This is a genomic window from Aeromonas sp. SCS5 (assembly GCF_001887375.1).
GTDB lineage: Bacteria > Pseudomonadota > Gammaproteobacteria > Enterobacterales > Aeromonadaceae > Aeromonas > Aeromonas jandaei.
In genome coordinates, this window is record NZ_LFCS01000020.1 from 1 (window position 1) to 25,881 (window position 25,881).

Consider the following 25,881-nt stretch of genomic DNA (forward strand, 5'->3'; position numbering starts at 1 on the left):
GCCGTGTCGATGGAGGCGCATTATAGGGATCCTGATCACGTTGGCAAGGGTGTTTTTGCATTAAATTCGTATTTTCTGCGCGACCGCTTACTTATTGTTCGAAACGATGGTTTATTCCACGAAATACCCCACCACAGTCGCCTACGTCTATCTTCTTTAGTGCCTTTTCTGCGACAAATCAGGGCCATCATGATTTGATCTCATCCCTCTATATCCTTGGTGATCGAGGTCACTCCTTCGGGTAACATAGCGCCCCTTTGCGATTCACACACTCTTGGGCTTTGGAGAGTTTAATGCCTTTTGCACTTGGCCAGCGTTGGATTAGTGATACAGAGACGGATCTTGGTTTGGGGACTGTCGTTGCTGTTGAAGGACGCATGGTTACCCTGTTGTTCCCGGCTACCGGTGAAAACCGCATGTATGCCAAAGAAGAGGCGCCGGTGACCCGGGTCAGCTTCAATGTGGGCGATCAGATTGCCAGTCACGAAGACTGGACCATGACGGTCGACGAAGTGCAGGAGAAAGATGGCCTGCTTATATATGTAGGTGTTCGCACCGACAATGATGAGCCGGTTGTCCTCAAGGAAGTGTTTCTCAACAACTTTATCAAGTTCAACAAGCCGCAGGATCGCCTGTTCGCCGGTCAGATCGATCGGATGTCCCGCTTTACCCTGCGCTACGAGGCGCTGGTCAACCAGCACAAGCGTCGTCGCAATCCGACCCGCGGTCTGGCCGGTGGCCGGGTCAGCCTGATCCCGCACCAGCTCTATATTGCCCACGAGGTGGGTCACCGCTACGCCCCGCGCGTACTGCTGGCCGATGAGGTGGGTCTGGGCAAGACCATCGAAGCGGGCATGATCATTCATCAGCAGCTGCTCTCCGGCCGCGCCCATCGGGTGCTGATCCTGCTGCCCGAAACGCTCCAGCATCAGTGGCTGGTCGAGATGCTGCGCCGCTTCAACCTGCACTTCTCCCTGTTTGACGAGGAGCGCTGCATCGAGGCGTTCGCCGATGCGGAAAACCCCTTCGAGACCGAACAGCTGGTGATCTGCAGCCTCGATTTCCTGCGCAAGAAGCGTCGTCGCTTCGAGCAGGTACTGGAAGCCGAGTGGGATCTGCTGGTTGTCGATGAAGCGCACCATCTGGAGTGGAGCGAAGAGGCGCCGAGCCGTGCCTATGAAATGGTGGAAGCGCTGGCCGAACAGGTGCCGGGCGTGCTGCTGCTGACCGCCACCCCGGATCAGCTGGGCCACCAGAGCCACTTTGCCCGTCTGCGCCTGCTCGATCCCGAGCGTTTCTACGACTACGAGGCCTTCCTCGCCGAGGAGCAGGCCTATGGTCAGGTCGCCAGCGCTGCGCAAGAGCTGCTGGATGGCGAGACCCTGAGCGATGAAGCCAAACAGATCCTCGCCAGCCAGCTGGAAGGGCTGGACTTGAACGATGCCGCCGCCCGTCAGCAGGCGGTCGCCAAGCTGCTGGATCAGCATGGCACCGGCCGGGTACTGTTCCGCAACAGCCGCGCCAATATTCAGGGCTTCCCCGAGCGTCACCTCAACGTCTACCCCATGCCGCTGCCGGAGCAGTACAAGACTGCCATCAAGGTGATGGGCATGATGGGTGGCAACGGTGGCGATCTGCAGACCCGTGCCCTGCGCTACCTCTATCCCGAGAAGATCTTCCAGCAGTTCGAAGGTGACAACGCCACTTGGACCCAGTTCGACCCGCGCGTCGAATGGTTGCTGGAGCTGCTACTCTCAGCCCGCCAGCAGAAGGTGCTGGTGATCTGCTCCGAAGCGGCGACCGCTATCGCGCTGGAAGAGGCGCTGCGTACCCGTGAAGGGATCCGTGGTGCCGTGTTCCACGAAGGGATGTCGATCCTCGAGCGGGACAAGGCCTCCGCCTATTTTGCCCAGCAAGAGGGTGGCGCCCAGGTGCTGCTCTGCTCCGAGATCGGCTCAGAAGGGCGCAACTTCCAGTTTGCCAGCCATCTGGTGCTGTTCGATCTGCCTCTCAACCCGGATCTGCTGGAACAGCGTATCGGCCGACTGGATCGTATCGGTCAGCAGAATACCGTCGAGATCCACGTTCCCTATCTGGAAGGGACTGCCCAGCGCGCCCTGCTGCTCTGGTATCACGATGGTCTGGACGCGTTCGAGCAGACCTGCCCGACTGCCCGCCCGGTATTCGAAGCGGTACGTGAAGAGCTGTTCGAGCTACTGGCCGCCAACACCGGCGATCAGGCGGCCCTCGACGCCCTGCTAATCAAGACCCGCGAACTGCACGAACCGCTCAAGGCCAAGCTGGAACAGGGCCGCGATCGCCTGCTGGAGATCCACTCCAGCGGTGGCGCCGCCGCCCAGCAGCTGGTCGATAAGCTGGCCGCCGAAGATGACGACACCGGCATGATCTCCTTCGCCCTCAAGATGTTCGACGAGATCGGCGTCAATCAGGACGACAGAGGTGAGAACGCGCTGGTGCTGACTCCCGGTGATCACATGCTGGTTTCCAGCTTCCCGGGCTTGCCGCAAGACGGCATGACCATCACCTTCGATCGCAATACCGCCTTGTCGCGGGATGACATGGCGCTGCTCTCCTGGGATCACCCCATGATGCGCGGCGGTATCGACCTGATCCTGGGCTCCGAGATCGGTGCCACCTCGGTAGCACTGCTCAAGAACAAGGCGCTGCCCATCGGCTCCATCCTGCTTGAGCTGATCTTCGTTGCCGAGTCTGCGGCCCATCCCCAGCTCTACCGCTTCATGCCGCCGACGCCGATCCGCCTGCTGATGGACAAGAACGGCAACAATCTCGGTGAGAAGGTGGCGTTCGATGCGTTCAACCGCCAGCTGACGCCGGTCAACCGCCACCTTGGCAGCAAGCTGGTGACTGCATCCCAGCCGGTGATCCACGGTCTGATTGGCCAGGGCCAGGCGATTGCCGAAGAGCTGAAGGCCGGGATTGTCGACAAGGCCCGCGCCCAGATGGCGCAGACCCTGCAACAGGATCTCGATCGTCTGGAGGCGCTCAAGGCGGTCAACCCGAACGTGCGCGACAGCGAGCTGGAATATCTGCGCAATCTGCAGGCAGAATTGCACCACTTGATCGACCAGACCCAGCTCAAGCTGGATGCCATCCGCTTTATTGTGGTGACCCATAACTGATAAAACGGTGAAATGGCCAAACCCAACGCAAGTTGGCTGCCATGCACTTTTATCGTGGTAACCCATAACTGATGGGGGCTTGCCCCCGCTTTGACCAAAGATGCGAGACGCTATGTTTGTATACTCACCGCCCCTGGAACCCTGGCTCGATATCCTGTTCAAGGACAAGGACATCATGGTGGTCAACAAGCCCACTGGCCTGCTGAGCGTCCCCGGGCGCGGCCCCGAGAATGAAGACAGCGTGCTCCATCGGGTCAAGCAGCAACACCCCAAAGCGGCAGCCGCCCATCGCCTCGACATGGCGACCACCGGCGTGCTGGTGATCCCGCTCAATCCCAACTCCCACCGGGAGCTGAGCCGGCAATTCCGCGAACGGGAGACCGAGAAGCACTACCTCGCCTGGGTGTGGGGTGAACCGGAACAGGATGCGGGTGAAGTGGACCTGCCGCTCTGCGTCGACTGGCCCAACCGCCCGAAACAGAAAGTTGACCATGAGGAGGGGCGCCATGCCCTGACCCTGTGGCAGAAGCTGAAGGTGGAGAACGGCAACAGCCTGATCAAGCTGACCCCGATTACCGGTCGCTCCCATCAGCTGCGGGTTCATATGCTGGAGCTGGGTCACCCTATCCTCGGCGATAACCTCTACGCCAACCCGGATGCGCTGGCGGCGGCACCGCACCTTTATCTGCATGCGGCCAGCCTGACCATCAGCCACCCCCGCAGCGGCGAGCGGATGACCTTCGAGGCACCAGCCCCTTTCCCGGTCTGAGCCTGACAGGTAACTGCCAAATAAAAAGAAAGCCCCCATCGAGAGATGGGGGCTTTTTTATCGCTCAGACACGGATATCGATATTGCTTCCGAGGGAAGCGCTGGCCGATGTCGGCGCAGCCGGAGCGGATTGCGCTGCGGTTTGCAGCAATTTCAGTGCGGATTCGCCCTCTTGGGTCTGCTGTTTTTTGGCCAGACTAGCCGCCATCAACGCAGAACCGAATGACGCATTTGCAGAGCTGGATATGTCCATAGGTTACCTCCTGCATCAAAGAGTATCGGCCGCCCTCAGCCAGACATGAGCAATCAATGGACAATAATCCGAACCGGGGCCCAGTTGCATGTCGATCGGGCGAATGCTCTGGAAGGGATAAATCGCCCCGAAACCGCACCAACTGGGCGTTTTGAGGGGTCATCATCCATTCGATAAGCAAATGATGGAAGCCATATCATTTGAAAAATAAATGATAAAAAGCGCCACCAAGCCCCTCGAAAATGCCTATTCGAAGCCCGCAAGCTCCTCCGCTGTCATCGCCCGCAATACCCGACAGGGGTTGCCGGCCGCCACCACATTGGCGGGCACATCTTTGGTCACCACCGAACCGGCACCGATGACGCTGTTGTCACCGATGGTGACGCCGGGGCAGATAACCGTACTGCCACCAATCCAGACGTTGTGACCGATCCGTACCGGCTTGCCGAACTCGACACCCCTGATGCGCGGCGCCACCGCCACCGGGTGAGCGGCGGTGTAGATCTGCACCCCGGGCGCCAGCAGTACGTTGTCGCCGATGTGCACCTCACAGACGTCGAGGATGGTGCAACCCACGTTGGCGTAGAAGTTCTCGCCGACGAAGATGTTGGCGCCATAGTCGCAGAAGAACGGCGGATTGATGGCACACTCGTTGCCGCGGCTACCGAGCAGCTCGTGCAGCAAAGCATCCCGCGCCGGTTTCTCCTGCCAGCTGGTGTTGAAGGTGTGATAGAGCCTGCGGCAGCGCTCGCGCGCCGCTTTCAGCTCGGGGTCGCCCGCATCATAAGGCTCCCCCGCCACCATCTTCTGCCACTCGGCACCACGCACCACCTTCTCCATTACCTACTCCATCAGCCAGATCAGGGATTCATAAGGGCGCAGCATACCCGATTGCGGTTGGGCCGGGCTATCCGGGTAGTTGCCGAGCAGCAGCCGACCTTGCCCGCTTTGCAGCTCGGCAGGCAAGGCAAACTCCACCGGCTCGCCGTAGAAGTTGCTCACCACCAGCAGGGTCTGACCGTTGGCGCGGCGGGCATAGGCCCAGATCTGCGGGTGCCCGGTCAGCAGCTCCTGATAATCCCCCTGCGTGAAGATGGGGTGCGCCTTGCGAAGGGCGATGAGATCCCGATAGTGCCAGAACACCGAGTGCTGGTCGGCCAGCGCCGCCTCGGCATTGATCCCGGAATAGTTGGCGGCTGGCTTGAGCCAGGGCGTCCCGCTGGTGAAACCGGCATTGGGGGCGGCGCTCCACTGCATCGGGGTGCGCGAGTTGTCGCGGGACTTGGCACCGAGAATGGCGAGGATCTCGGCCTCGCTCATCCCTTCGGCCTGCTTGATGGCGAAGATGTTGCGGCTCTCCACATCCTGATAGTCATCGATGCGCTGATAGCCGGGGTTGGTCATGCCGATCTCCTCCCCCTGATAGATGTAGGGGGTGCCCTGCAAACCGTGCAGCGTGCTGGCCAGCATCTTGGCGGCCACGACTCTATGCTCGCCCTCATCGCCGAAGCGGGAGACGATGCGCGGCTGATCGTGGTTGCACCAGAACAGCGCCGACCACCCCTTGCCGTGCATGCCGCTCTGCCAGTGGTTGAAGATGCGCTTGAGTTCGAGGAAATCGAACGGCGCCTTGGTCCACTTGTCGCCGTTGGGGTAATCCACCTTCAGATGGTGGAAATTGAACACCATGGAGAGCTCGGAGCCATCGAGGGCGCCATAGCGCTGGCAGTGCTCCAGCGAAGTGGAGGACATCTCCCCCACCGTCATGGCGCCGACAGGAGCAAACACGTCGCGGCTCACATCCTGCAGGAATTCGTGGATGCGCGGCCCGTCGGTGTAGAAGCGGCGGCCATCGCCAATCTCGTCGTTCGGGAACGCCTGATCCTTGGAGATAAGGTTGATGACGTCGAGGCGGAAACCGTCCACCCCCTTCTTGGCCCAGAAGTGGATGATGTTTTTGACCTCAGCGCGCACCGCCGGATTTTCCCAGTTGAGATCCGCCTGCTCGCGGGCAAACAGGTGCAGGTAGTACTGACCGGTGATCTCATCGAGCTCCCAGGCGCTGCCACCAAACTTGGATTGCCAGTTGTTGGGCACGCCGCCATCCACCGGATCGCGCCAGATGTAGTAGTCGCGGTAGGGGCTGTTTTTATCCCCCAGCGCCGACTTGAACCAGGCGTGCTCGGTGGAGGTGTGGTTCACCACGATATCCATCACAATGCGGATGTCGCGCGCGTGGGCGGCAGCCAGCAGCGCCTCGAAGTCGGCCATGGTGCCGTAGGCGGGGTCGATGGCGTAGTAGTCGGCGATGTCGTAGCCGTTGTCCACCTGCGGCGAAACGTAGACCGGGGTCAGCCAGAGGGCATCGACCCCCAGCGTCTTGAGGTAATCGAGGCGGGCCATGATCCCCTTGAGATCGCCGGTGCCACGGGCGCCGGAATCCTGAAAGCTCTTGGGATAGATCTGGTAAATCACGGCGCTCTGCCACCAGGGTGTTTGGCTCATGGCTCTTTCTCTTGTCACAAATTGAAAAGGGAGGGGGCGACCCGCAAGGTCGCCCTGACAATCAGATTCAGGCGCTGGCTTCGGCCAGCTTGCCGGCCGCTTGCTGGCGCTTGTAGACCAGCAGGGTCAGCACCACCGGCACCACGATGGCGACCAGCATGGCGAGGGAGTAAACGGCCCAGTATTGCGGCTGGATGGAGAGGATGCCCGGCAAGCCGCCTACCCCGATGCCGTTGGCCATCACCCCGGCGAAACCGCAGATGAGGGCTGCAAGGCTGGAGCCCACCATGGCGCACAGCATGGGAAACTTGTACTTGAGGTTGATACCGTACATCGCCGGTTCGGTCACCCCGAGGTAGGCGGAGATGGCGGCAGGCACCGAAATCTCCCGCTCGTTCTCCTTGCGGCTAATCAGAATGATGCCGACGACCGCAGAAGCCTGAGCGATGTTGGAGAGGGCGATCAGCGGCCAAATCGGGGTGCCACCCATGCTCTGCATCAGTTGCAGATCCACCGCGTTGGTGGTGTGGTGGATGCCGGTGATGACCAGCGGCGCGTAGAGGAAACCGAACAGGGCGGCACCGATAGGAGCGAAGGAGCCGGTCATGGCGGCCTTGGCAGCGAAGCCGACGCCCTCACCAATCCAGCGACCGAACGGGCCGATAAAGGCGTGAGCCACGATCACCGCCAGCAGCAGCGAAACGAACGGCACAATCACCAGATAGAGATAGGCCGGAATGATCCGCTTGAGGTTGGTCTCTACCCATGCGAGGAAGACACCCGCCAGCAGCGCCGGAATGACCTGCGCCTGATAACCCACCTTCTGGATGACGAACAGACCGAAGTCCCACACCTCGGGAGTCTGCTGGCCGATGCCGTAGGCGTTCATCAGCTGCGGCGACACCAGCGTGATACCGAGCACGATACCGAGGATCTCGGAGCCGCCCATCTTCTTGACCGCAGACCAGCAGACGCCCACCGGCAGGAAGTGGAAGATCGCTTCGCCCAGCAGCCAGAGGAAGGCATGCACCTGAGCCCAGAACTGGCTGATCTCGGTGAGGGTGTGAGTGCCATCGTCGAACATCTTGATGTCGCCGATGACGTTGCGAAAGCCCAGGATCAGACCGCCGGTGATGATGGCGGGCAGCAGCGGCACGAAGATCTCCGCCAGATGGGAGATGCCCCGCTCCAGCGGATTCATGTTCTGGCGCGCCGCCTGCTTGGCGGCCTCCTTGCTGCCACCGCTGACGCCGAGCTGTTCGGTCAGCGCCTTGTACCACTGTTCCACCTCGTTGCCGATGACCACCTGGAACTGACCGCCCTGGGTGAAGCTTCCCTTCACCGCCGGGATGGTTTCGATGGCCTTGCTGTCGGCCTTGGCCGGATCGTTCAGGACGAAGCGCAACCGGGTCAGGCAGTGGCTGACGGTGGCGATGTTCTCCCTGCCGCCGATCTTGTCGATCAGGGTGGCAAGCTGCTGTGCGTTGATCTTGGACATGGGTCTTCCCTCTGTGACGCCATTGAATAGTGGTCTGCATCGCCCTTGCGAGCCACTCTTTGGGCTCGAGCGTTTTTGGTATCGTTCCCATTTAGCATGCCGACAATCTTGCCAGATCGAAATGGGAACGTTCCCAATTCGTGGCCAGCGTCACAAAAAGCGCGTTTTTTGTTCAGTCCGGAGTGATTGGGGTCACAGGGTACGGCAGGGGGCTATGGTCGCCAGCGGCGGCTGCTCCTGCTCGATCTGGCCGAGCAGCTGCCGCGCCGCCTGCTCCCCTGCCCCCTTGTAACCGAGATCCAGAGTGAGGGCGTTGGGAAAGAGGAAGGTGAGCATGGGGTTGTTGCCAAGGCCGGTCACCAGCACCTCGCTACGCCCTTGTTCTTGCAGGTATTTCGCCGCACCGATGGCAAGGGTGTCGCTGGCGCAGACCAGCGCGCCGGTAGTCGGGGTAAGCAGCTCGGCAGCCAACCGGTAGCCGCTCTGCAGGCTGAGATCGCCGAGGGCGCTACGCGCCGCCAGCCCCTGCTCGGCGCAGTAGCCGAGGTAGGCGTCGAGCCGGCGCTGGCCGGTGGTGAGGTCGGCGGTATCCACCCCCAGATAGGCGATATCGCGGATACCGCGGGCAGCGAGCTGGCCCAGCATGGTGCGCACCGCCCCGACATCGTCAAAGCAGACCGAGGAGAAACCGGGATATTCGCGGGCAACCAGCACCAGCTTATCCCTGAGCGGCGCCATGGCGGCATAGTCGAGATCATTGAAGGCGAACAGGATGATGCCATCCACTCCGCGCCGCTCCAGCACCGCCAGATGCTCCTGCACCTTGGCCGGAGAGAACTTGCTCTCCATCAGCACGGCGTCGTAGCCGCGCTGGTAGAGGGTCTCCAGCATGCCACGCACCGCCTGATTCTCCGAGCTGGAGTCGAGCCGCGAGACGATGATCCCCACCACCTGCTGGCTCTGGCTGCGCATGGCCCGCGCCGACTTGCTCGGCACGAAGCCGTGCTCGGCGATGATCTGCTCCACCCGCTCGCGGGTCTCCTGCTTCACCTTGGGATCCTGATTAAGCACCCGGGAGACAGTCGACTTGCCGACCCCCGAGAGGCGGGCGATATCGAGGATGGTCAGTTTCTTGTCCATGGATTGACTCACTGGGGCTTGGCACAGGCGGTGGAAATTGCCCACATTGTTGTGATTAACCCCTGTGAATACAAGCCCATGGCGTTAGAATGCCCTTTTTGCCCCGCTTCGGACGGCGCATCAGGAGGACGCCCACCATGGATCTGCTGGCCAGTCTGCTCTTCTCCCTCTCCATCACAGGCCCCATCTGCGTGATCCTGCTGCTCGGCATCTGGCTCAAGCGGCTGGGGCTGCTGCCGGAGCCCTTCACCGAATCCGCCTCCCGGCTGGTGTTTCAGGTCACCCTGCCCGCCCTGCTCTTTCTCAGCATTCTTGGCACCAACTTCGCCACCATGCCGAGCCCCTGGTTTATCGGTTACGGCCTGCTCGCCACCGTCGCCAGCTATCTGGTGCTGGAGCTGCTGGCGGGCCGCTTTATCGGCGAGCAGCGACTGCGCGGCATCTTCGTGCAGGGGAGCTTTCGCGGTAACAGCGCCATCATAGGGCTCGCCTACGTGCAAAACGCCTATGGCCACGAGGGGCTGGGGGCGGCAGCGCTCTACGTCGGCGCGGTCACCGTGCTCTACAACATCCTCGCGGTCATCACCCTCACCCGCAGCCTCGGCGGCGCGGCCGGCATTCGCCCCATCCTGCTCGGCATCATCAAGAATCCGCTCATCATCGCCATCGTGGCGGCTCTGCCGTTCAGCCTGCTCGGCATCAAGATGCCGCAACTGCTGCTCACCACTGGCGGCTACTTCGCCAACATGACCCTGCCACTGGCGCTGCTCTGCACCGGCGCCTCCCTCAGTCTCGGCGCACTGCGCGGCGGGGCGGCGCTGACCGGCTGGGCCAGCGTGATGCGGCTCTGCCTCATTCCTGCGGTGTTCACTCTGGGGGCAGCCCTGCTCGGCTTCAGCCATCTGGAGCTCGGCATCCTGTTTCTTATCAGCGCCACCCCGACTGCCGCCGCCAGCTATGTGATGACCCGCGCCATGGGAGGCGATAGCGTGCTGGCAGCGAACATCATCGCCACCACCACCCTGGGTTCGCTGGTTACTACCAGCCTCGGGGCAACCCTGATGAATTACCTCGGTCTGATGTACTGACCCTGTCAGAGGAAACTGCCAACCTCATCGTCACTATGAACCTTGGCTCGCATGTCACCCATCCACCGACTGGGAGCAACCCTGATGAACTATCTGGGTCTTATGTACTGACGGCTTGACCTTGCCGGAGGCGACAGCTTTACCCTTGTGCCATATCAACCGAGGAGAGCATTTATGACCATCGAACTCACCGTCTCCGGCATGTCCTGTGGTGGCTGCGCCGCCAGCCTGCAAAAAGCCCTGCTGGCCCAGCCTGCCGTTACCACCGCGACCGTCGACTTTACCAGCAGCAAGGCCGTCATCGAGAGCGAGCTGAGCAAGGCCGAGCTGATCGCCCTGATCGAAGCCAAGGGTTTCTCTGCGAGTTAAATTATCTCTATAGAGGTATAAAACAGGTTAAAAATCTGTACCCACCTGTCTTTTGGTGAGTTTTATCACAGATATTGGTGGTTATCTGGGCAAACTGGCTGCAATTATTCCAACCATAAGGATTTGCAGCATGACCTTACCGATCCGCAAGACCCTGCTCGCCGCCATCGTCGGCCTGACCCTCTCCCCCATGGCCATGGCGCTGCCCAACGTGCATATCCTGGCGACCGGCGGCACCATCGCCGGGGCAGGCCAGTCCGCTACCCAGTCCAACTACGAGGCAGGCAAGGTGGCCATCGAAACCCTGATCGCCGCCGTGCCCGAGATGAAAAACGTAGCTGACGTGCAGGGTGAGCAGGTGGTGAAGATCGGCTCTCAGGACATGAACGACGAGGTGTGGCTCAAGCTGGCCAAGCGGGTCAACGAGCTGCTGGCCAAGGATGATGTGGATGGCATCGTCATCACCCACGGCACCGACACCATGGAAGAGACCGCCTACTTCCTCAACCTGACCGTCAAGAGCGACAAGCCGGTGGTGCTGGTCGGCGCCATGCGCCCCTCCACCGCCATGAGTGCCGACGGCCCGATGAACCTCTACAACGCCGTGGTGACCGCCTCTGACCCCGCCTCCAAGGGACGTGGCGTCATGGTGGCGATGAACGACACCGTGCTCGATGCCCGCGACGTCACCAAGACCAATACCACCGGCGTGCAGACCTTCGCCTCCCCCAACTTCGGCCCGCTCGGCTACATCCACAACGGCAAGATCGACTATCAGCGCAGTCCGGCTCGCCTGCACACCAGCAAGACCCCGTTTGACGTGAGCAAGCTCGACAAGCTGCCGCAGGTTGGCATCGTCTACAGCTACGCCAACGCCACCGATCTGCCGGCCAAGGCGATGGTGGATGCCAAGTTCGACGGCATCGTCAGCGCCGGGGTGGGCAATGGCAACCTCTACCACACCCTGTTCGACACCCTGGCCAAGGCGAGCAAGGACGGCATCCGGGTAGTGCGCTCCGCCCGCGTACCGACCGGCTCCACCACTCTGGATGCCGAGATCGATGACGCCAAGTACGGCTTCGTCGCCGCCGAGACCCTCAACCCACAGAAGGCGCGGGTGCTGCTGATGCTCTCCCTGACCCAGACCAAGGATCCCAAGCAGATCCAGCGCTACTTCCAGCAGTTCTGACAGGGGACTCTGCAATCATGCCAAGGGCGGGATCTCCCGCCCTTTTCTCCTCCCCGCGCGTCACTCCCGGCCCCTGCGAGATCAAATTAGCGAGCAGGATCACCCGCTTTCACAAGCACATCGCCGCCAAATTCATTACACTGCCAGCGATATTTTCTACTCAAGGAGTGCAGCTGCAGTATGGAACTGTTGATCCTGTTGGGATTGATCTTGCTTAACGGCCTCTTCGCCATGTCGGAAATCGCCATCGTCACCGCCCGCAAGGCGCGCCTTGGCAAGCTGGCCAATGAAGGAAGCCGCTCGGCGGCCATCGCACTCAAACTCGGCGAAAACCCGACTCATTTCCTCTCCGCCGTGCAGATCGGCATCACCTCCATCGGCCTGCTCAACGGTATCTATGGCGAATCCCTGCTGGCGCAGCCCTTCTCCCTCTGGCTGCAGGAGTGGGGACTCTCCCCCAAGAGCAGCGGACTTATCGCCACCGTCATCGTAGTGGTGGGGGTAACCTACCTCTCCATCGTGGTGGGTGAACTGGTGCCCAAACGGCTTGGCCAGCTCAGCGCCGAGCGCATCGCCTGTATGGTGGCGCGCCCCATGCTGTGGCTTGCCATCATGACCCGCCCCTTCGTCTGGCTGCTCTCGGCATCCACCAACACCACCTTGCGCCTGCTGCGGGTCAACCAGAATGGCAACGCCAACGTCACCGAGGAGGAGATCCATGCCATGCTGGTAGAGGGGTCGGAAGCCGGGGTGATCGAGGATCACGAACACACCATGCTGCGCAACGTGTTTCGTTTAGACGAGCGCAGCCTCTCCTCCCTGATGGTACCGCGCAGCGATATCCGCTATCTGGATCTGGCGCTGCCGCTGGAGGCCAACCTGCAACGGCTGGTGGAGTATCGTCACAGCTTCTTCCCGGTCTGCGACGGCAGCCTGTCGGATCTGGTAGGGGTCATCAACGTCAGCAAGGTGCTGCACGCCTACATCAAGGGAGAACCCATCGATCTGGCGGCCCTGACCCAGGATTGCAGCCTGCTGCCCGAGACCCTCAACGGGGTCGAGCTACTCAACCACTTCCGCACCCACAGCGAACAGATGGTGATGGTGGTGGACGAGTATGGCGAGCTGCAGGGGCTGGTCACCCAGCAGGATCTGCTGGAAGCGCTGGCCGGGGATTTCCAGCAGGAGGATGGCGAGGACAACTGGGCATTCCAGCGCGCTGACGGCAGCTGGCTGCTCGATGGCCTGATCCCGCTGCCCGAGTTGAAGGACTGTCTGGAGCTGGTTCGCCTGCCGGAAGAAGAAAAACATCACTATCACACCCTCGGAGGGCTTATCATGCTGCTCCTTGGTCGTGTTCCACACACCGGCGATCTGGTGACCCTGGAACAGTGGCAACTGGAAATTGTTGACATGGATGGTCTGCGCATCGACAAGGTGCTCGCCATGCCCTTGACCGATCAACCCAGCTAACCTGCGGAGTTTGCAAGTATGGAGCGGTTTTACCAACTGGCTCACGCCTTTATGCATCAGGATCTGGTGACCCTGTCCGATCCCAAGATGGCCTTCATGGTTTGCGCCGTCTTACTGACCTTTCTGGTATTGGAAAATGGCTTTATCCCCACCGCTTTCCTGCCCGGCGACAGCCTGTTGATCCTGACCGGCGTCCTCATCTATCAGGACGTGCTCTCCTTCGGGGTGATCCCGCTGCTGATCATGGCCACCTTCGTCGGCACCTGGCTCGGCTACATGCAGGGGCGCTTCCTCGGCCATACCCAGCTCTACCACCGGCTGCTCTCCCATGTGGAAGAGAAGCACCAGCAGAAGGTTTACTACCTGCTGGACAAATACGGGATCATCACCCTGATCACCGCCCGCTACATCGCCTTCGTCCGCACCGCCTACCCCTACATAGTCGGCGCCACCGAACTGCCGCAGGGCCGCTTTCTCATCGTCAATCTGATCAGCTCCATCATGTGGATCTGCCCGCTGGTGGGCTTCGGCTACTACCTGAGCCACACCAAACTGGCGGCCGAATATCAGTCCCAGTTCCTCAGCATCATCATCTACCTGCCGGTGGTGCTGCTGGTAGGTGGCGTCATCGCCCTCATCTGGCGCTGGATCAGCAAGCGCAAGGCCACACGGACCCAGAACTGACGCCGGCTGACCATGCCTGCACGAAGAGCCCTCCCATGGAGGGCTTTTTTGATCCCGCTTTTGCGCAAAGCGCAGAAATAGTCTCGATCGCCCCTTGTAAAGCCCGGTCAAAAATGAGTGAATCTAGCGCCTTTTTTCGATGGGAATGGAGTCGGTAGTATGCGGTGTCGGATTCGCGCAGTTGCGCTGGTTGTCGGCTTGATGGGAATGCTGGGATTGCCTGCGGCGAGTGCCGCCCCCAGCCCTGCCAAGCTGGATGTACGCTCGGAAAGCGCACTGGTGGTAGACGTCAACTCGGGCAAGACCCTTTATCAGAAGAATGCCAACAAGGCCCGCCCCATCGCCTCCCTCACCAAGCTGATGACGGCGCTGGTGGTGCTGGAAGCCCGGCAAAATCTGGATCAGGTCATCACGGTCGACAAGGATGACATCGACCGGGTCAAGCACACCCACTCGCGCATTCGCATGGGCACCAAGGTGACCCGCCGCGACGCCCTGCATCTGGCGCTGATGTCCTCCGAGAACCGGATGGCCTCGGCCCTCGGCCGTCACTACCCGGGCGGCCGCAGCGCCTTCGTGCGCGCCATGAACAACAAGGCGCGTCAGCTGGGCATGCGCAATACCCACTTCTACGACTCCACCGGCCTCTCGACCCGCAACGTCGCGACTGCGCAGGATCTGGCCAAGCTGGTGGCTGCCGCCTATCGCCAGCCGCTGATCCGCCAGTTCACTCAGGACGAGAACCGCGAGATGCGTTTCACCACCCCGGCCTACAGCCTGATGTTCAACAACACCAACCCGCTGGTGAAAAACCCGGATTGGGATGTGCGCCTCTCCAAGACCGGCTTTACCGATGAAGCGGGCCGCTGTCTGGTAATGCGGGCCAAGCCGGACAACCGCGAGCTGGCCATCGTGCTGCTCAACTCGGTGGGCAAACGCACCCCGGTCGGCGATGCCAACCGCATTCGCAAATGGCTGAAAAGCTGAGTGAATCACTCCTATTGAAAAAGGATGCTGCGGCATCCTTTTTTATTGCCGCCAAACCGCGCAGGAGCGGGTTATAAGGCATTTGGCGGTAGTAACCAGGTATCCACGCATGCAAGATAAACCACTGCAAACAGCGAGGTTTTGACGCGGTAGGCTAACGAGGGGCAACGGGCTGGAAGAAGTGGGAATACGGGTGTTGCAGCAAGCTGGGAAGAGGCCGTTGCAGCACCATTAGCGGGAACAAGCGAGATGGATAGAGGGTGAAAAACGCCCATAAAAAAACAGCCCAGACCGAAGTCGAGGCTGTCTGTATGGTGCGCCCGAGAGGATTCGAACCTCTGACCACCTGGTTCGTAGCCAGGTACTCTATCCAGCTGAGCTACGGGCGCTCACAACTTGTAGCACTGCTTGAGATATGGTGCGCCCGAGAGGATTCGAACCTCTGACCACCTGGTTCGTAGCCAGGTACTCTATCCAGCTGAGCTACGGGCGCTCATAAATTGTTGCACTGCTTGAAACATGGTGCGCCCGAGAGGATTCGAACCTCTGACCACCTGGTTCGTAGCCAGGTACTCTATCCAGCTGAGCTACGGGCGCTCACAACTTGTAGCACTGCTTGAGATATGGTGCGCCCGAGAGGATTCGAACCTCTGACCACCTGGTTCGTAGCCAGGTACTCTATCCAGCTGAGCTACGGGCGCTCATAAATTGTTGCACTGCTTGAAACATGGTGCGCCCGAGAGGATTCGAACCTCTGACCACCTGGTTCGTAGCCAGGTACTCTATCCAGCTGAGCTACGGGCGCTCAGTTTTCAAACGATAAAAAAAGCTTACTCAACAGTAAGCCTTTTTCAGTGCTGACTTGCTGATGGTCAACACATGACTCCAAAGAGTCGAATATGGTGCGCCCGAGAGGATTCGAACCTCTGACCACCTGGTTCGTAGCCAGGTACTCTATCCAGCTGAGCTACGGGCGCAAAATGGCGGAGAAGGGGGGATTCGAACCCCCGATGCGGGTATAAGCCGCATACTCCCTTAGCAGGGGAGCGCCTTCAGCCTCTCGGCCACCTCTCCGTTTGCGGGGCTGATAATACTTCACAGGGATTTTTAGTCAAACACTTTTTTGGAGAAAAAAGCGTGTTCGCTCAGCATTTGGCCAAAGCGTGGAATATTCAAACAATATCGACACTTATCCCGCTCTTTTGCACCTTGCAGCGCGGTTTTGCCTGGCCTTAAAAAACAAAAGGCGACACATGAGGTGTCGCCTTGTCACAGCCATTAAAGCCGCTTAGAAGCCGGATTGACCCGGTACTTTCTCAGCCTGGATGCGCTGGTAGATCTCTTCGCGGTGTACGGAGACCTCTTTCGGCGCGTTAACACCGATACGGACCTGGTTACCTTTAACGCCCAGTACGGTGACAGTCACTTCATCACCAATCATCAGGGTTTCCCCTACACGACGAGTCAAAATAAGCATTCGCTTGCTCCTGTATCCTGTTTTGTTTTTATATCGATATGCGACATTATCTTACAAAGATACCGATATGGTAAATGGTTGAAACTAAATCAATCAGCGATTGTTAGCCCAAAGGCTGCTCTTGGGGCGCTTGATCCAATCCAAAAGCGGCGTGCAGGGCCCGCACCGCCAGCTCCAGATACTTCTCGTCAATCACCACCGAGATTTTGATTTCAGAGGTAGAAATCAACTGCATGTTGATCCCCTCCTCGCCCAATACCTTGAACATGGTGCGCGCAACACCGGGATGGTTCCACATGCCGACACCGACAATGGAGACCTTGGCAATCTCGCCATTCCCCTGCACGCAGGAGGCTCCCAGCTCAGTGGCGGTCTCCTCCAGCAGCGCACGGGCACGGCGGTAGTCGTCACGATTCACCGTGAAGGTGAAGTCGGCGGTGCCATCTCCCAGGGTATTTTGCACAATCATGTCGACATCAATGTTGGCGTCGCTGATCGGGTTCAGGATCTGCGCAGCCACGGTCGGTCTGTCCGGCACACCCAGAATGGTCAGGCTGGCCTCGTTGCGGTTAAAAGCGATCCCGGATACCAGGGGAGCTTCCATCCTCTCACCTCCATATGTGATTAAGGTTCCCTCTCCGTCGACAAAGCTCGACAGCACCCGCAGCGGGACGCGGTACTTGCCCGCAAACTCCACCGAGCGGATCTGCAGCACCTTGGCGCCGAGACTGGCCATCTCCAGCATCTCCTCGAAGGTGATGGTGTCGAGACGACGAGCCTTGGGCTCGATGCGCGGATCCGTGGTGTATACCCCATCCACATCGGTAAAGATCTGGCACTCATCGGCCTTGATGGCCGCCGCCACGGCAACTGCCGTGGTATCCGAACCGCCGCGGCCCAGCGTCGTGATGGCGTTATGCTCGTCACGGCCCTGGAAACCGGCGATCACCACCACCTTGCCCGCAGCCAGTTCGGCATGAACCAGCTCGGTGTCGATGTGGGTGATGCGCGCCTTGCCATAGGCGGAATCGGTATGAATCCGTACCTGATCGCCAGTCATCGAGACCGCCGGGCAACCGCGTTTGTTCAACGCGATGGCCAGCAGCGCTATGGTGACCTGCTCACCGGTGGAGACCAGTACATCCATCTCGCGCCGGTTGGCATCAGGATCCAGTTGCTGGGCCATGCCCAGCAACCGGTTGGTTTCGCCCGACATGGCGGAGACAACCACCACCACGTCGTGTCCCTGGGCGCGGGTCTGCTCGACCCGCTCAGCTACCGCCTCGATCCGCTCCAGTGTGCCGACCGAGGTGCCGCCGTACTTCTGTACATAGAGTGCCACAGATCACCTCGCCCGATTACAGGCGCTCTTCCAGCCAGGAGTGAACGGATTGCAGCGCTGCCGGCACCGCCTCAGGCTGGGTACCACCCGCCTGTGCCATGTCCGGACGGCCACCGCCCTTGCCACCCACCTGCTGGGCAACCAGATTGACCAGCTCACCGGCCTTGACCTTGCCGGTCAGGTCGTTGGTGACGCCCGCGATCAGGTTGACCTTGCCGTCGGCACAGGTTGCCAGCAGCACAACACCGGACTTCATCTGGTTCTTCAGCTCGTCCAGCATGCCGCGCAGGGATTTCGGATCGGCCCCTTCCAGCGCTGCAACCAGCACCTTCTGACCGTTGATCTCGATCACCTGACCCAGCAGGTCGTTACCGGCCTGAGCGGCCAGCTTGGCCTTGAGCTGCTCCAGCTCGCGCTCCATCATCTTGGCCTTGTCCAGCATCTGGCGAACCTTGTCGGCGATGCAGAACTGGTCGCCTTTCACCAGGGCAGCAGCCTCTTCGATCTGCTCGCCAACCTGATGCATGAAGTCGATGGCCGCTTTGCCGGTCACCGCTTCGATACGGCGCACACCAGCCGCGATGCCGCTCTCGGCGATGATCTTGAAGAAGCCGATATCACCGGTGCGCTTGGCGTGAGTACCGCCGCACAGCTCGGTGGAGTAGTCGCCCATGCGCACAACACGCACGTCGTCTTCATATTTTTCACCAAACAGCGCCATGGCACCGGCGGACTTGGCCGCTTCCAGATCCATCAGCTGGGTGGTGATTTCGTGGTTGGCGCGGATCTGGTTGTTGACCAGCTCCTCGACCCGGCGAATGGTCGCCATGGTCAGCCCCTCGAAGTGGGAGAAGTCGAAACGCATGCGCTCGGCTCCAACCAGAGAACCTTTCTGGGTGACATGCTCGCCCAGTGCCTGACGCAGAGCTGCGTGCAGCAGGTGAGTTACGGAGTGGTTCAGGGCGATGGCCTGGCGACGGTCAGCGTCCACCACGGCCTCAACCTCGGCCCCTTTCTCCAGGGTGCCCAACTCCATATAACCCTTGTGGATGATCGCCTTGCCCGCTTTCAGGGTGTCGGTCACGGCAAAGATGCCGTCGTCCACTTTCAGAGTACCGCTGTCGCCAATCTGGCCGCCGGACTCGGCGTAGAAGGGGGTCTCTTCCAACACGATGACAGCTTCGTCACCGGCGATCAGACCGCTCACCTCTTCCACACCCTTGTAGATGCCGACCACGCGAGTGCGCTCGCTCAGGGTCTTGTAACCGGTGAAGGGGGTCTCGAAGTCGAGCTTGAGCATCTCGTTGTAGTTCACGCCGAAGCTGGACGCTTCCTTGGCACGAGCACGCTGCTTCTCCATCTCGGCCTTGAAGCCCTCTTCGTCGATGCCGATCTCGCGCTCGCGCACCACGTCGGCAGTCAGGTCGGCCGGGAAGCCGTAAGTGTCATAGAGCTTGAACACCACTTCACCCGGAATAACCTTGGCATCGCCCAGGTTAGCCAGAGCGTCTTCCAGCAGCAGCAGACCGCGATCCAGCGTGCGGACGAACTGCTCCTCTTCGATGCGCAGCACGCGCTCGACCAGCGGCAGCTGGGCGATCAGCTCGGCAGCGACATCCTTCATCTGCACTGCCAGCTCGGCAGCCAGTTTGTAGAAGAAGACATCGGTAGCGCCCAGCTTGCGACCGTGACGCACGGCGCGGCGGATGATGCGGCGCAGCACATAGCCACGACCTTCGTTGGACGGCATCACGCCATCTGCCACCAGGAAGGCGCAGGAGCGGATGTGGTCAGCAATAACGCGCAGGGACTGGTTGCTCAGATCGGTGGTGCCGACAATCTCGGCCGCTTTCTTGATCAGTGCCTGGAAGATGTCGATTTCGTAGTTGGAGTGGACACCCTGCATGATGGCGGAGATACGCTCCAGACCCATGCCGGTATCCACGGACGGACGCGGCAGCGGCTCCATGGTGCCGTCAGCCTGACGGTTGAACTGCATGAACACCACGTTCCAGATCTCGATGAAACGGTCGCCATCCTCTTCCGGTGAGCCGGGACGGCCACCCCAGATGTGATCGCCGTGGTCATAGAAGATCTCGGTGCAGGGACCGCACGGGCCGGTATCGCCCATCGCCCAGAAGTTGTCGGAAGCGTAAGGGGCGCCCTTGTTGTCACCGATGCGCACGATGCGATCGGCCGGGACACCGACCTCTTTTTCCCAGATGTCGAAAGCTTCATCGTCAGTCGCGTAGACGGTCACCAGCAGGCGATCTTTCGGCAGCTGCAGCACCTCGGTCAGGAAGCCCCATGCAAACTTGATGGCATCCTGTTTGAAGTAGTCACCGAAGCTGAAGTTGCCCAGCATTTCGAAGAAGGTGTGGTGACGAGCGGTATAGCCGACGTTTTCCAGATCGTTGTGCTTACCACCGGCACGCACGCAACGCTGGGAAGTCGTCGCGCGATTGTAGGCACGCTTGTCTGCGCCAAGGAACACATCCTTGAACTGGTTCATACCCGCGTTGGTAAACAACAGGGTCGGGTCGTTATGCGGTACCAGCGAGCTGGAGGAGACAACCTGGTGCCCCTGGGAACGGAAATACTCGAGAAACGCAGCGCGAATCTCTGACGTGGACATATACATGGAAAATCCTGCTTGATTCGAATACGGACTTTTAACCGCATTAATGTAAGTTTTCTGCGGGGTAAAGTAAAACGGACAGGGCCGCCACGGGCGAAAAAGCGCACATAAACGGGCCAGAAAAGAGCGCCACTGCTCACAGTGGCTTTTTTCACTGTCGAGAGGCAAAAAAGCAGCGCATAAAGAGGGATGAGATGAACAAAAGGCGGCTTTTTCGGGATTGCGCGCGCAAGCTACTGAGCCGGCAGGAAAAATATGCAACAAGGAGAGGTAAAACGACTGTTGCCACGCAGTGGCGTTACTCCTCCCGCTCCTGCAGGGCCGAGATGGCATAACGGGCCTGATCCTGGGTAAAGCCGCGCCCCAGCAGATATTTGAGCCACTTCATCCGCAGCTTGAAATCGGCCAGATCGGCAATTTTTGCCCGTCGCTCCAGCAGTTCGAAGGCAAGCTCGAACCAGTCCAGCTCGGGTTGCTCGAAGGCGGCATCGATCTGGCCATCGTCCAGCCCCTTGCGGCGCAGGTCGAAACGGATTTTGAGCGGGCCATGTCCCTTGGCGACACCGGCCCGCACCGCCATGGCACCATAACGTTCGTCATTGACCCAGTTATAACCGCGGCAGTAGTCGACCACCGCCTCGATCACCTCTTCCTGATAGCCCTGCTGGCGCAGGCGTCTGGCCAGCTCCGATTCGGCACTCTCGCGGCGGGCCAGACTGCGCATGGCATAGCCGCGGGCAGCGGCCAGCTGCTCGGCAAAGGTCGGCTCGGCGGGCTCGACCGGTTCGGTCACGGATTCATCAACCATCATAAATAACAAGGCCGGGTATCTACCCGGCCTTCCTTTGTTCCTTATTCGAACTCTTGTTCGCTTTCGGCATCGAACTCTTCTGCCTCAACCGATGCAGCCTTGTCGTCGACAGGTACGGCACCGGAGAGCAGCAGCTCGCGCAGCTTGGCTTCCACTTCGCCAGCCAGCGCCTTGTTCTCGGCAAACAGCTTCATCACGTTGGCCTTGCCCTGACCAATCTTCTCGCCGTTGTAGCTGTACCAGGCACCCGCCTTGTCGATCAGCTTGTGCTTGACGCCAAGGTCAACCAGCTCGCCCTCTTTGGAGATACCGGCACCGTAGAAGATCTGGAATTCGGCCTGCTTGAAGGGAGGAGCCACCTTGTTCTTCACTACCTTGACGCGGGTCTCGTTACCGACCACTTCGTCACCTTCCTTGATGGCGCCGGTACGACGGATATCCAGACGCACTGAGGCGTAGAACTTGAGCGCGTTACCGCCGGTAGTGGTCTCCGGGCTGCCGAACATGACGCCGATCTTCATCCGGATCTGGTTGATGAAGATGCACAGGCAGTTGGCGTTTTTGATGTTGGCGGTCAGCTTGCGCAGCGCCTGGGACATCAGACGGGCCTGCAGGCCAACGTGGGAGTCACCCATCTCGCCTTCGATTTCCGCTTTCGGAGTCAGGGCTGCCACGGAGTCGACGATGATGACGTCAACGGCGTTGGAGCGCACCAGCATGTCGCAGATCTCCAGCGCCTGTTCACCGGTATCCGGCTGGGAGATGAGCAGGTCATCGACGTTGACGCCCAGCTTGGCGGCATAGATAGGATCCAGCGCGTGCTCCGCATCGACGAAGGCACAGGTCTTGCCCTTCTTCTGGGCCTCGGCGATCACCTGCAGGGTCAGTGTGGTTTTACCGGAAGATTCCGGGCCGTAGATCTCGACGATACGACCGCACGGCAGACCACCGATCCCCAGCGCTACGTCCAGAGAGAGGGAGCCGGTGGAGATGGCTTCGATATCCATGGTCTTGCTGTCGCCCAGACGCATGATGGAGCCTTTGCCGAACTGCTTTTCAATCTGACCCAGCGCAGCCGCCAGTGCCTTCTGTTTGTTCTGATCCATGCCAATCTCCGCTGGAAATCGTGAGTAAAAAATGAAGTTGGGCTAAGTATACTGTCTATTCATACAGTATCAAGCCCAATTTATCTGAGCAGGGCCAACAGACCCGACAAGGCCTGTCTCACCGCCTGCTGGCGCACCTGCCGGCGATCCCCGTCGAAGCGGGCCAGCAGGGAGTGGTGGCGGCCATTGCTGTCGGCCCAGGCGAACCAGACGGTGCCGACCGGCTTGCCCTCGGTGGCGCCGCCGGGGCCGGCGATACCACTGATAGCAACGCTGATGGAGGCAGACGAGTGCGCCAGCGCGCCGCGGGCCATCTCCAGCACCACCGCTTCGCTCACCGCGCCGTGCCGCTCAAGGCTCTCGCGGCTCACCCCCAGCATCTGCTGTTTGGCCTCGTTGGTGTAGGTGACAAAACCGCGGTCGAACCAGCCGGAGCTACCTGCGATGTCGGTGATGGCCGATGCCACCCCACCGCCGGTACAGGATTCGGCGGTCGCCGCCAGCCAGCCCCGTTGACCAAGGGCACGCCCCAGTTCGATGGCGAGGTGCTCTATCTCTGCGTCCAGTTTCATCACAGCTCCTTCTGATTAGTGGAAAGGGCACATTATGCGATCCCGCCGCAGCCCCTCGCAACTGAGCTGATTGTCACAAGGCTGATGACTCGCATCAGCCAAATGGTGGTGTGAGCCAACCTCCCCCGGCGCGGCGCTTATGTGTAGAATGGCGCCATCAAGCTCAAGGCTCATCACCGCAGACCCGGGCCCGCAGAGGCCCCTTCTGGAATAGAACATGACCGCACAACACCAAGCTACTGGCGCCGCGCCAAGCGCCAATCTCAGCGCCCACACGCCCATGATGCAGCAGTATCTGACCCTCAAGGCCGAGAACCCGGAGATCCTGCTGTTCTACCGGATGGGCGACTTCTACGAGTTGTTCTATGACGATGCCCGCAAGGCCTCCCAGCTGCTTGACATCTCCCTGACCAAGCGCGGCCAGTCGGCCGGCAGCCCCATCCCGATGGCGGGTGTTCCCTATCACGCCATCGAGGGTTATCTGGCCAAGCTGGTGCAGCTCGGCGAGTCGGCAGCCATCTGCGAACAGGTGGGGGATCCCGCCACCAGCAAGGGGCCGGTGGAGCGCAAGGTCATTCGCATCATCACCCCGGGCACCGTCTCCGACGAGGCGCTGCTCAGCGAGCGGCAGGACAACCTGATCGCCGCCGTCTATCACGATGGCCGCCGCTTCGGCTACGGCACCATGGACATCGGCTCCGGCCGCTTCTTCATCAACCAGTTCGAGAAGGAAGAGACCCTGCTGGCAGAGCTGCAGCGCACCAATCCGGCGGAGCTGCTCTACCCCGAATCCTTCGCCTTCCTGCACCACGTCGAGGGTCGCCGCGGTCTGCGCCGGCGCCCGGAGTGGGAGTTCGAACTTGGCACCGCCCGCAATCTGCTCTGCCAACAATTCGGTACCCAGGATCTGGTGGGCTTTGGCGTCGAGCAGAGCGAGACCGCCCTGTGCGCTGCCGGTTGCCTGATGCAGTACGTCAAGGACACCCAGCGCACCGCCCTGCCCCACATTCGCAGCGTGCGCCTCGAGCAGCCGGATCACGCGGTCATCATGGATGCCGCCACCCGCCGCAATCTGGAGCTGACCCAGAATCTCGCAGGTGGTCACGACAACACCCTCTCCGCCGTGCTCGATTGCACCGCTACGCCGATGGGCAGCCGGCTGCTCAAGCGCTGGATCCACCAGCCGATCCGCGATCGGGTGATCCTGAAAGGCCGCCAGAGCACCATCAAGGAGCTGATCGAGCAGAACCTCTATGACGAGTTGGGCGGATTGCTGCGTCAGGTCGGCGATGTGGAGCGGGTGCTGGCGCGTCTGGCCCTGCGCTCGGCCCGTCCGCGCGATCTCACCCGGCTGCGGCAGGCCTTTGCCCAGCTGCCCGAACTGCAGCGCCTGTTGGCCGAAAGCGAGCACGAGGCGGTGCAGCAGCTGCGCGAGCGGGCCAGCACCTTCCCCGAGCTGCTGGACCTGCTGGAGCGCGCCGTTATGGAGGTGCCGCCGGTGCTGATCCGCGATGGCGGCGTGATCCGTGAAGGGTTCAACGCCGAGCTGGACGAGCTGAGGGATCTGGCCAACGGCGCCACCGCCAGCCTCGCCCGCATCGAGGAGCGGGAAAAGCTGCTGACCGGCATCAACACCCTCAAGGTGGGTTACAACAAGGTGCACGGCTTCTATATCGAGGTGAGCCGGGCCAACAGCCATCTGGTGCCGGCCCACTACATCCGCCGCCAGACCCTCAAGAACAACGAACGCTACATCATCGACGAGCTGAAAAAGTACGAGGATCGGGTGCTCACCGCCCAGGCGCAGGCGCTGGCGCTGGAGAAACGCCTCTACGAGGAGCTGCTCGATGCTCTGCTGCCACATCTGGGCGATCTGCAGGAGTCTGCTGCCGCGCTGGCGGAGCTGGACGTGCTGGCCAACCTGGCCGAGCGGGCCGAAACCCTCGACTATCGCTGCCCCACCCTCATCGACGAGGATCAGATCATCATCGAGGCGGGCCGCCATCCGGTGGTGGAGCAGGTGATGACCGACCCCTTTATCGCCAACCCGATCCGGCTGGAGCGGGAGCGGCGGATGCTGATCATCACCGGCCCCAACATGGGCGGTAAATCGACCTACATGCGCCAGACCGCGCTGATCGTGCTGCTGGCCCATATCGGCGCCTTCGTCCCCGCCGATAGCGCCCGCATCGGCCCCATCGACCGCATCTTTACCCGCATCGGGGCGTCGGACGATCTCGCTTCGGGAAGATCCACCTTTATGGTGGAGATGACCGAGACCGCCAACATCCTCAACAACGCCACCGCCCGCAGTCTGGTGCTGATGGACGAAATTGGCCGCGGCACCAGCACCTACGACGGCCTCTCGCTGGCGTGGGCCTGTGCCGAGCAGCTGGCGAGCAAGATCGGCGCCTACACCCTGTTTGCCACCCACTACTTCGAGCTGACCCGCTTGCCGGAGCTGATGAGCGGGCTGGCCAACGTCCACCTGGATGCGGTGGAGCACGGCGACACCATCGCCTTTATGCACGCGGTGCAGGAGGGGGCGGCCAGCCGCTCCTACGGTCTGCAAGTTGCCGCACTGGCGGGGGTGCCGAAATCGGTGATCCAGCAGGCCCGTCACAAACTGCATGAGCTGGAGAGCGCCACCCCGGTAGCCGCCGGTGAAACCCGCCCGGCCCCGGTGGCCATGGCGCCCCAGAGCCATCCGGTAGTCGATGAGCTGGAAGCGGTGCGTCCCGACGAGCTCACCCCGCGGCAGGCGCTGGATCTGCTCTATCGCCTCAAGCAGATGCTGTAACTAGCGCCTGCCGATCAGA

General features: G+C 60.8%; 21 protein-coding genes and 7 tRNA genes. 10 read left to right on the forward strand and 18 right to left on the reverse strand.

Translation table 11 applies throughout. The features are described from left to right. From BS300_RS21440 to rluA, 3 genes are all read left to right on the forward strand, one after another. Window positions 1–198: hypothetical protein (locus tag BS300_RS21440; RefSeq protein WP_204378248.1), on the forward strand; the 198-nt coding region annotated here is incomplete at its 5' end. Window positions 199–293: 95 nt separating this feature from the next. Beyond that, a complete protein-coding gene (rapA, locus tag BS300_RS19780) occupies window positions 294–3,161 on the forward strand; it encodes an RNA polymerase-associated protein RapA (RefSeq protein WP_071914826.1) in 2,868 nt (955 codons plus the stop codon). 112 nt (window positions 3,162–3,273) lie between these two features. Continuing rightward, the gene (gene rluA, locus BS300_RS19785; RefSeq protein ID WP_043852217.1) at window positions 3,274–3,930 is read left to right on the forward strand and encodes a bifunctional tRNA pseudouridine(32) synthase/23S rRNA pseudouridine(746) synthase RluA; all 657 of its coding nucleotides are present in this window, start codon (window positions 3,274–3,276) and stop codon (window positions 3,928–3,930) included. Between the two features lie 64 nt (window positions 3,931–3,994). Here the strand turns inward: rluA and BS300_RS19790 are convergent, their stop codons facing one another. The 5 genes from BS300_RS19790 to treR all read right to left on the reverse strand — a co-directional run bounded on the left by BS300_RS19790 (window position 3,995) and on the right by treR (window position 9,326). Further along, window positions 3,995–4,183, reverse strand: coding sequence for a hypothetical protein (locus tag BS300_RS19790; RefSeq protein WP_019446232.1), 189 nt, complete (start codon window positions 4,181–4,183; stop codon window positions 3,995–3,997). A gap of 246 nt (window positions 4,184–4,429) precedes the next feature. Continuing rightward, window positions 4,430–5,023 (reverse strand): sugar O-acetyltransferase, encoded by a 594-nt coding sequence (locus tag BS300_RS19795; RefSeq protein ID WP_071914829.1) that lies wholly within the window; start codon window positions 5,021–5,023, stop codon window positions 4,430–4,432. A gap of 3 nt (window positions 5,024–5,026) precedes the next feature. After that, window positions 5,027–6,688 carry an alpha,alpha-phosphotrehalase gene (treC, locus tag BS300_RS19800; protein WP_071914831.1) on the reverse strand — a complete coding sequence of 554 codons (1,662 nt, stop codon included), beginning with the start codon at window positions 6,686–6,688 and terminating at the stop codon, window positions 5,027–5,029. Between the two features lie 67 nt (window positions 6,689–6,755). Next, a complete protein-coding gene (gene treB, locus BS300_RS19805) occupies window positions 6,756–8,186 on the reverse strand; it encodes a PTS trehalose transporter subunit IIBC (protein WP_071914833.1) in 1,431 nt (476 codons plus the stop codon). A gap of 192 nt (window positions 8,187–8,378) precedes the next feature. Continuing rightward, window positions 8,379–9,326: a trehalose operon repressor TreR gene (gene treR / locus BS300_RS19810; RefSeq protein ID WP_071914835.1), complete on the reverse strand. Its 948-nt coding sequence runs from the start codon at window positions 9,324–9,326 to the stop codon at window positions 8,379–8,381. Between the two features lie 137 nt (window positions 9,327–9,463). Here treR and BS300_RS19815 point away from each other — a divergent pair, with 137 nt between their 5' ends. From BS300_RS19815 to pbpG, 6 genes are all read left to right on the forward strand, one after another. Then, complete coding sequence (locus tag BS300_RS19815) at window positions 9,464–10,414, forward strand: AEC family transporter (RefSeq protein WP_071914836.1); 951 nt, start codon at window positions 9,464–9,466, stop codon at window positions 10,412–10,414. Between the two features lie 174 nt (window positions 10,415–10,588). Further along, entirely contained in the window at window positions 10,589–10,783 is a 195-nt protein-coding gene (locus BS300_RS19820; protein WP_071914838.1) for a heavy metal-associated domain-containing protein, read from the forward strand. Between the two features lie 130 nt (window positions 10,784–10,913). Then, window positions 10,914–11,972 carry an L-asparaginase 2 gene (gene ansB / locus BS300_RS19825; protein ID WP_071914841.1) on the forward strand — a complete coding sequence of 353 codons (1,059 nt, stop codon included), beginning with the start codon at window positions 10,914–10,916 and terminating at the stop codon, window positions 11,970–11,972. 180 nt (window positions 11,973–12,152) lie between these two features. Then, window positions 12,153–13,445 carry a hemolysin family protein gene (locus BS300_RS19830; RefSeq protein ID WP_033115934.1) on the forward strand — a complete coding sequence of 431 codons (1,293 nt, stop codon included), beginning with the start codon at window positions 12,153–12,155 and terminating at the stop codon, window positions 13,443–13,445. 18 nt (window positions 13,446–13,463) lie between these two features. Next, window positions 13,464–14,129 (forward strand): DedA family protein, encoded by a 666-nt coding sequence (locus BS300_RS19835; RefSeq protein ID WP_042033274.1) that lies wholly within the window; start codon window positions 13,464–13,466, stop codon window positions 14,127–14,129. Window positions 14,130–14,288: 159 nt separating this feature from the next. Beyond that, window positions 14,289–15,116: a D-alanyl-D-alanine endopeptidase gene (gene pbpG, locus BS300_RS19840; RefSeq protein ID WP_071914843.1), complete on the forward strand. Its 828-nt coding sequence runs from the start codon at window positions 14,289–14,291 to the stop codon at window positions 15,114–15,116. A gap of 312 nt (window positions 15,117–15,428) precedes the next feature. Here the strand turns inward: pbpG and BS300_RS19845 are convergent. The 13 genes from BS300_RS19845 to pncC form a co-directional block, all read right to left on the reverse strand. Beyond that, window positions 15,429–15,505: transfer RNA gene (locus BS300_RS19845), tRNA-Arg, on the reverse strand. Window positions 15,506–15,532: 27 nt separating this feature from the next. After that, window positions 15,533–15,609 (reverse strand) — tRNA-Arg (locus BS300_RS19850). 27 nt (window positions 15,610–15,636) lie between these two features. Beyond that, window positions 15,637–15,713 (reverse strand) — tRNA-Arg (locus tag BS300_RS19855). Window positions 15,714–15,740: 27 nt separating this feature from the next. After that, a tRNA-Arg gene (locus BS300_RS19860) sits at window positions 15,741–15,817 on the reverse strand. Between the two features lie 27 nt (window positions 15,818–15,844). After that, a tRNA-Arg gene (locus BS300_RS19865) sits at window positions 15,845–15,921 on the reverse strand. A 95-nt stretch (window positions 15,922–16,016) separates the two neighbouring features. Continuing rightward, window positions 16,017–16,093, reverse strand: a tRNA-Arg gene (locus tag BS300_RS19870). A gap of 4 nt (window positions 16,094–16,097) precedes the next feature. Continuing rightward, window positions 16,098–16,190 (reverse strand) — tRNA-Ser (locus tag BS300_RS19875). Between the two features lie 214 nt (window positions 16,191–16,404). Next, window positions 16,405–16,593, reverse strand: coding sequence for a carbon storage regulator CsrA (gene csrA, locus BS300_RS19880; protein WP_005305164.1), 189 nt, complete (start codon window positions 16,591–16,593; stop codon window positions 16,405–16,407). A 103-nt stretch (window positions 16,594–16,696) separates the two neighbouring features. Continuing rightward, on the reverse strand, window positions 16,697–17,935 hold the full coding sequence (locus tag BS300_RS19885) for an aspartate kinase (protein WP_041210820.1): 1,239 nt from the start codon (window positions 17,933–17,935) through the stop codon (window positions 16,697–16,699). 16 nt (window positions 17,936–17,951) lie between these two features. After that, a complete protein-coding gene (gene alaS, locus BS300_RS19890) occupies window positions 17,952–20,576 on the reverse strand; it encodes an alanine--tRNA ligase (protein WP_042033273.1) in 2,625 nt (874 codons plus the stop codon). A 295-nt stretch (window positions 20,577–20,871) separates the two neighbouring features. Then, the gene (locus BS300_RS19895; protein WP_071914888.1) at window positions 20,872–21,381 is read right to left on the reverse strand and encodes a regulatory protein RecX; all 510 of its coding nucleotides are present in this window, start codon (window positions 21,379–21,381) and stop codon (window positions 20,872–20,874) included. 44 nt (window positions 21,382–21,425) lie between these two features. Then, on the reverse strand, window positions 21,426–22,490 hold the full coding sequence (gene recA / locus BS300_RS19900; protein WP_043851986.1) for a recombinase RecA: 1,065 nt from the start codon (window positions 22,488–22,490) through the stop codon (window positions 21,426–21,428). 80 nt (window positions 22,491–22,570) lie between these two features. Next, window positions 22,571–23,062 (reverse strand): nicotinamide-nucleotide amidase, encoded by a 492-nt coding sequence (pncC, locus tag BS300_RS19905; RefSeq protein WP_071914845.1) that lies wholly within the window; start codon window positions 23,060–23,062, stop codon window positions 22,571–22,573. Window positions 23,063–23,279: 217 nt separating this feature from the next. On the opposite strand from pncC, the gene mutS reads away from it, so the two are divergent. Beyond that, window positions 23,280–25,862, forward strand: a complete 2,583-nt coding sequence (mutS, locus tag BS300_RS19910) for a DNA mismatch repair protein MutS (protein ID WP_071914847.1) — start codon at window positions 23,280–23,282, stop codon at window positions 25,860–25,862. Window positions 25,863–25,881 lie beyond the last annotated feature (19 nt).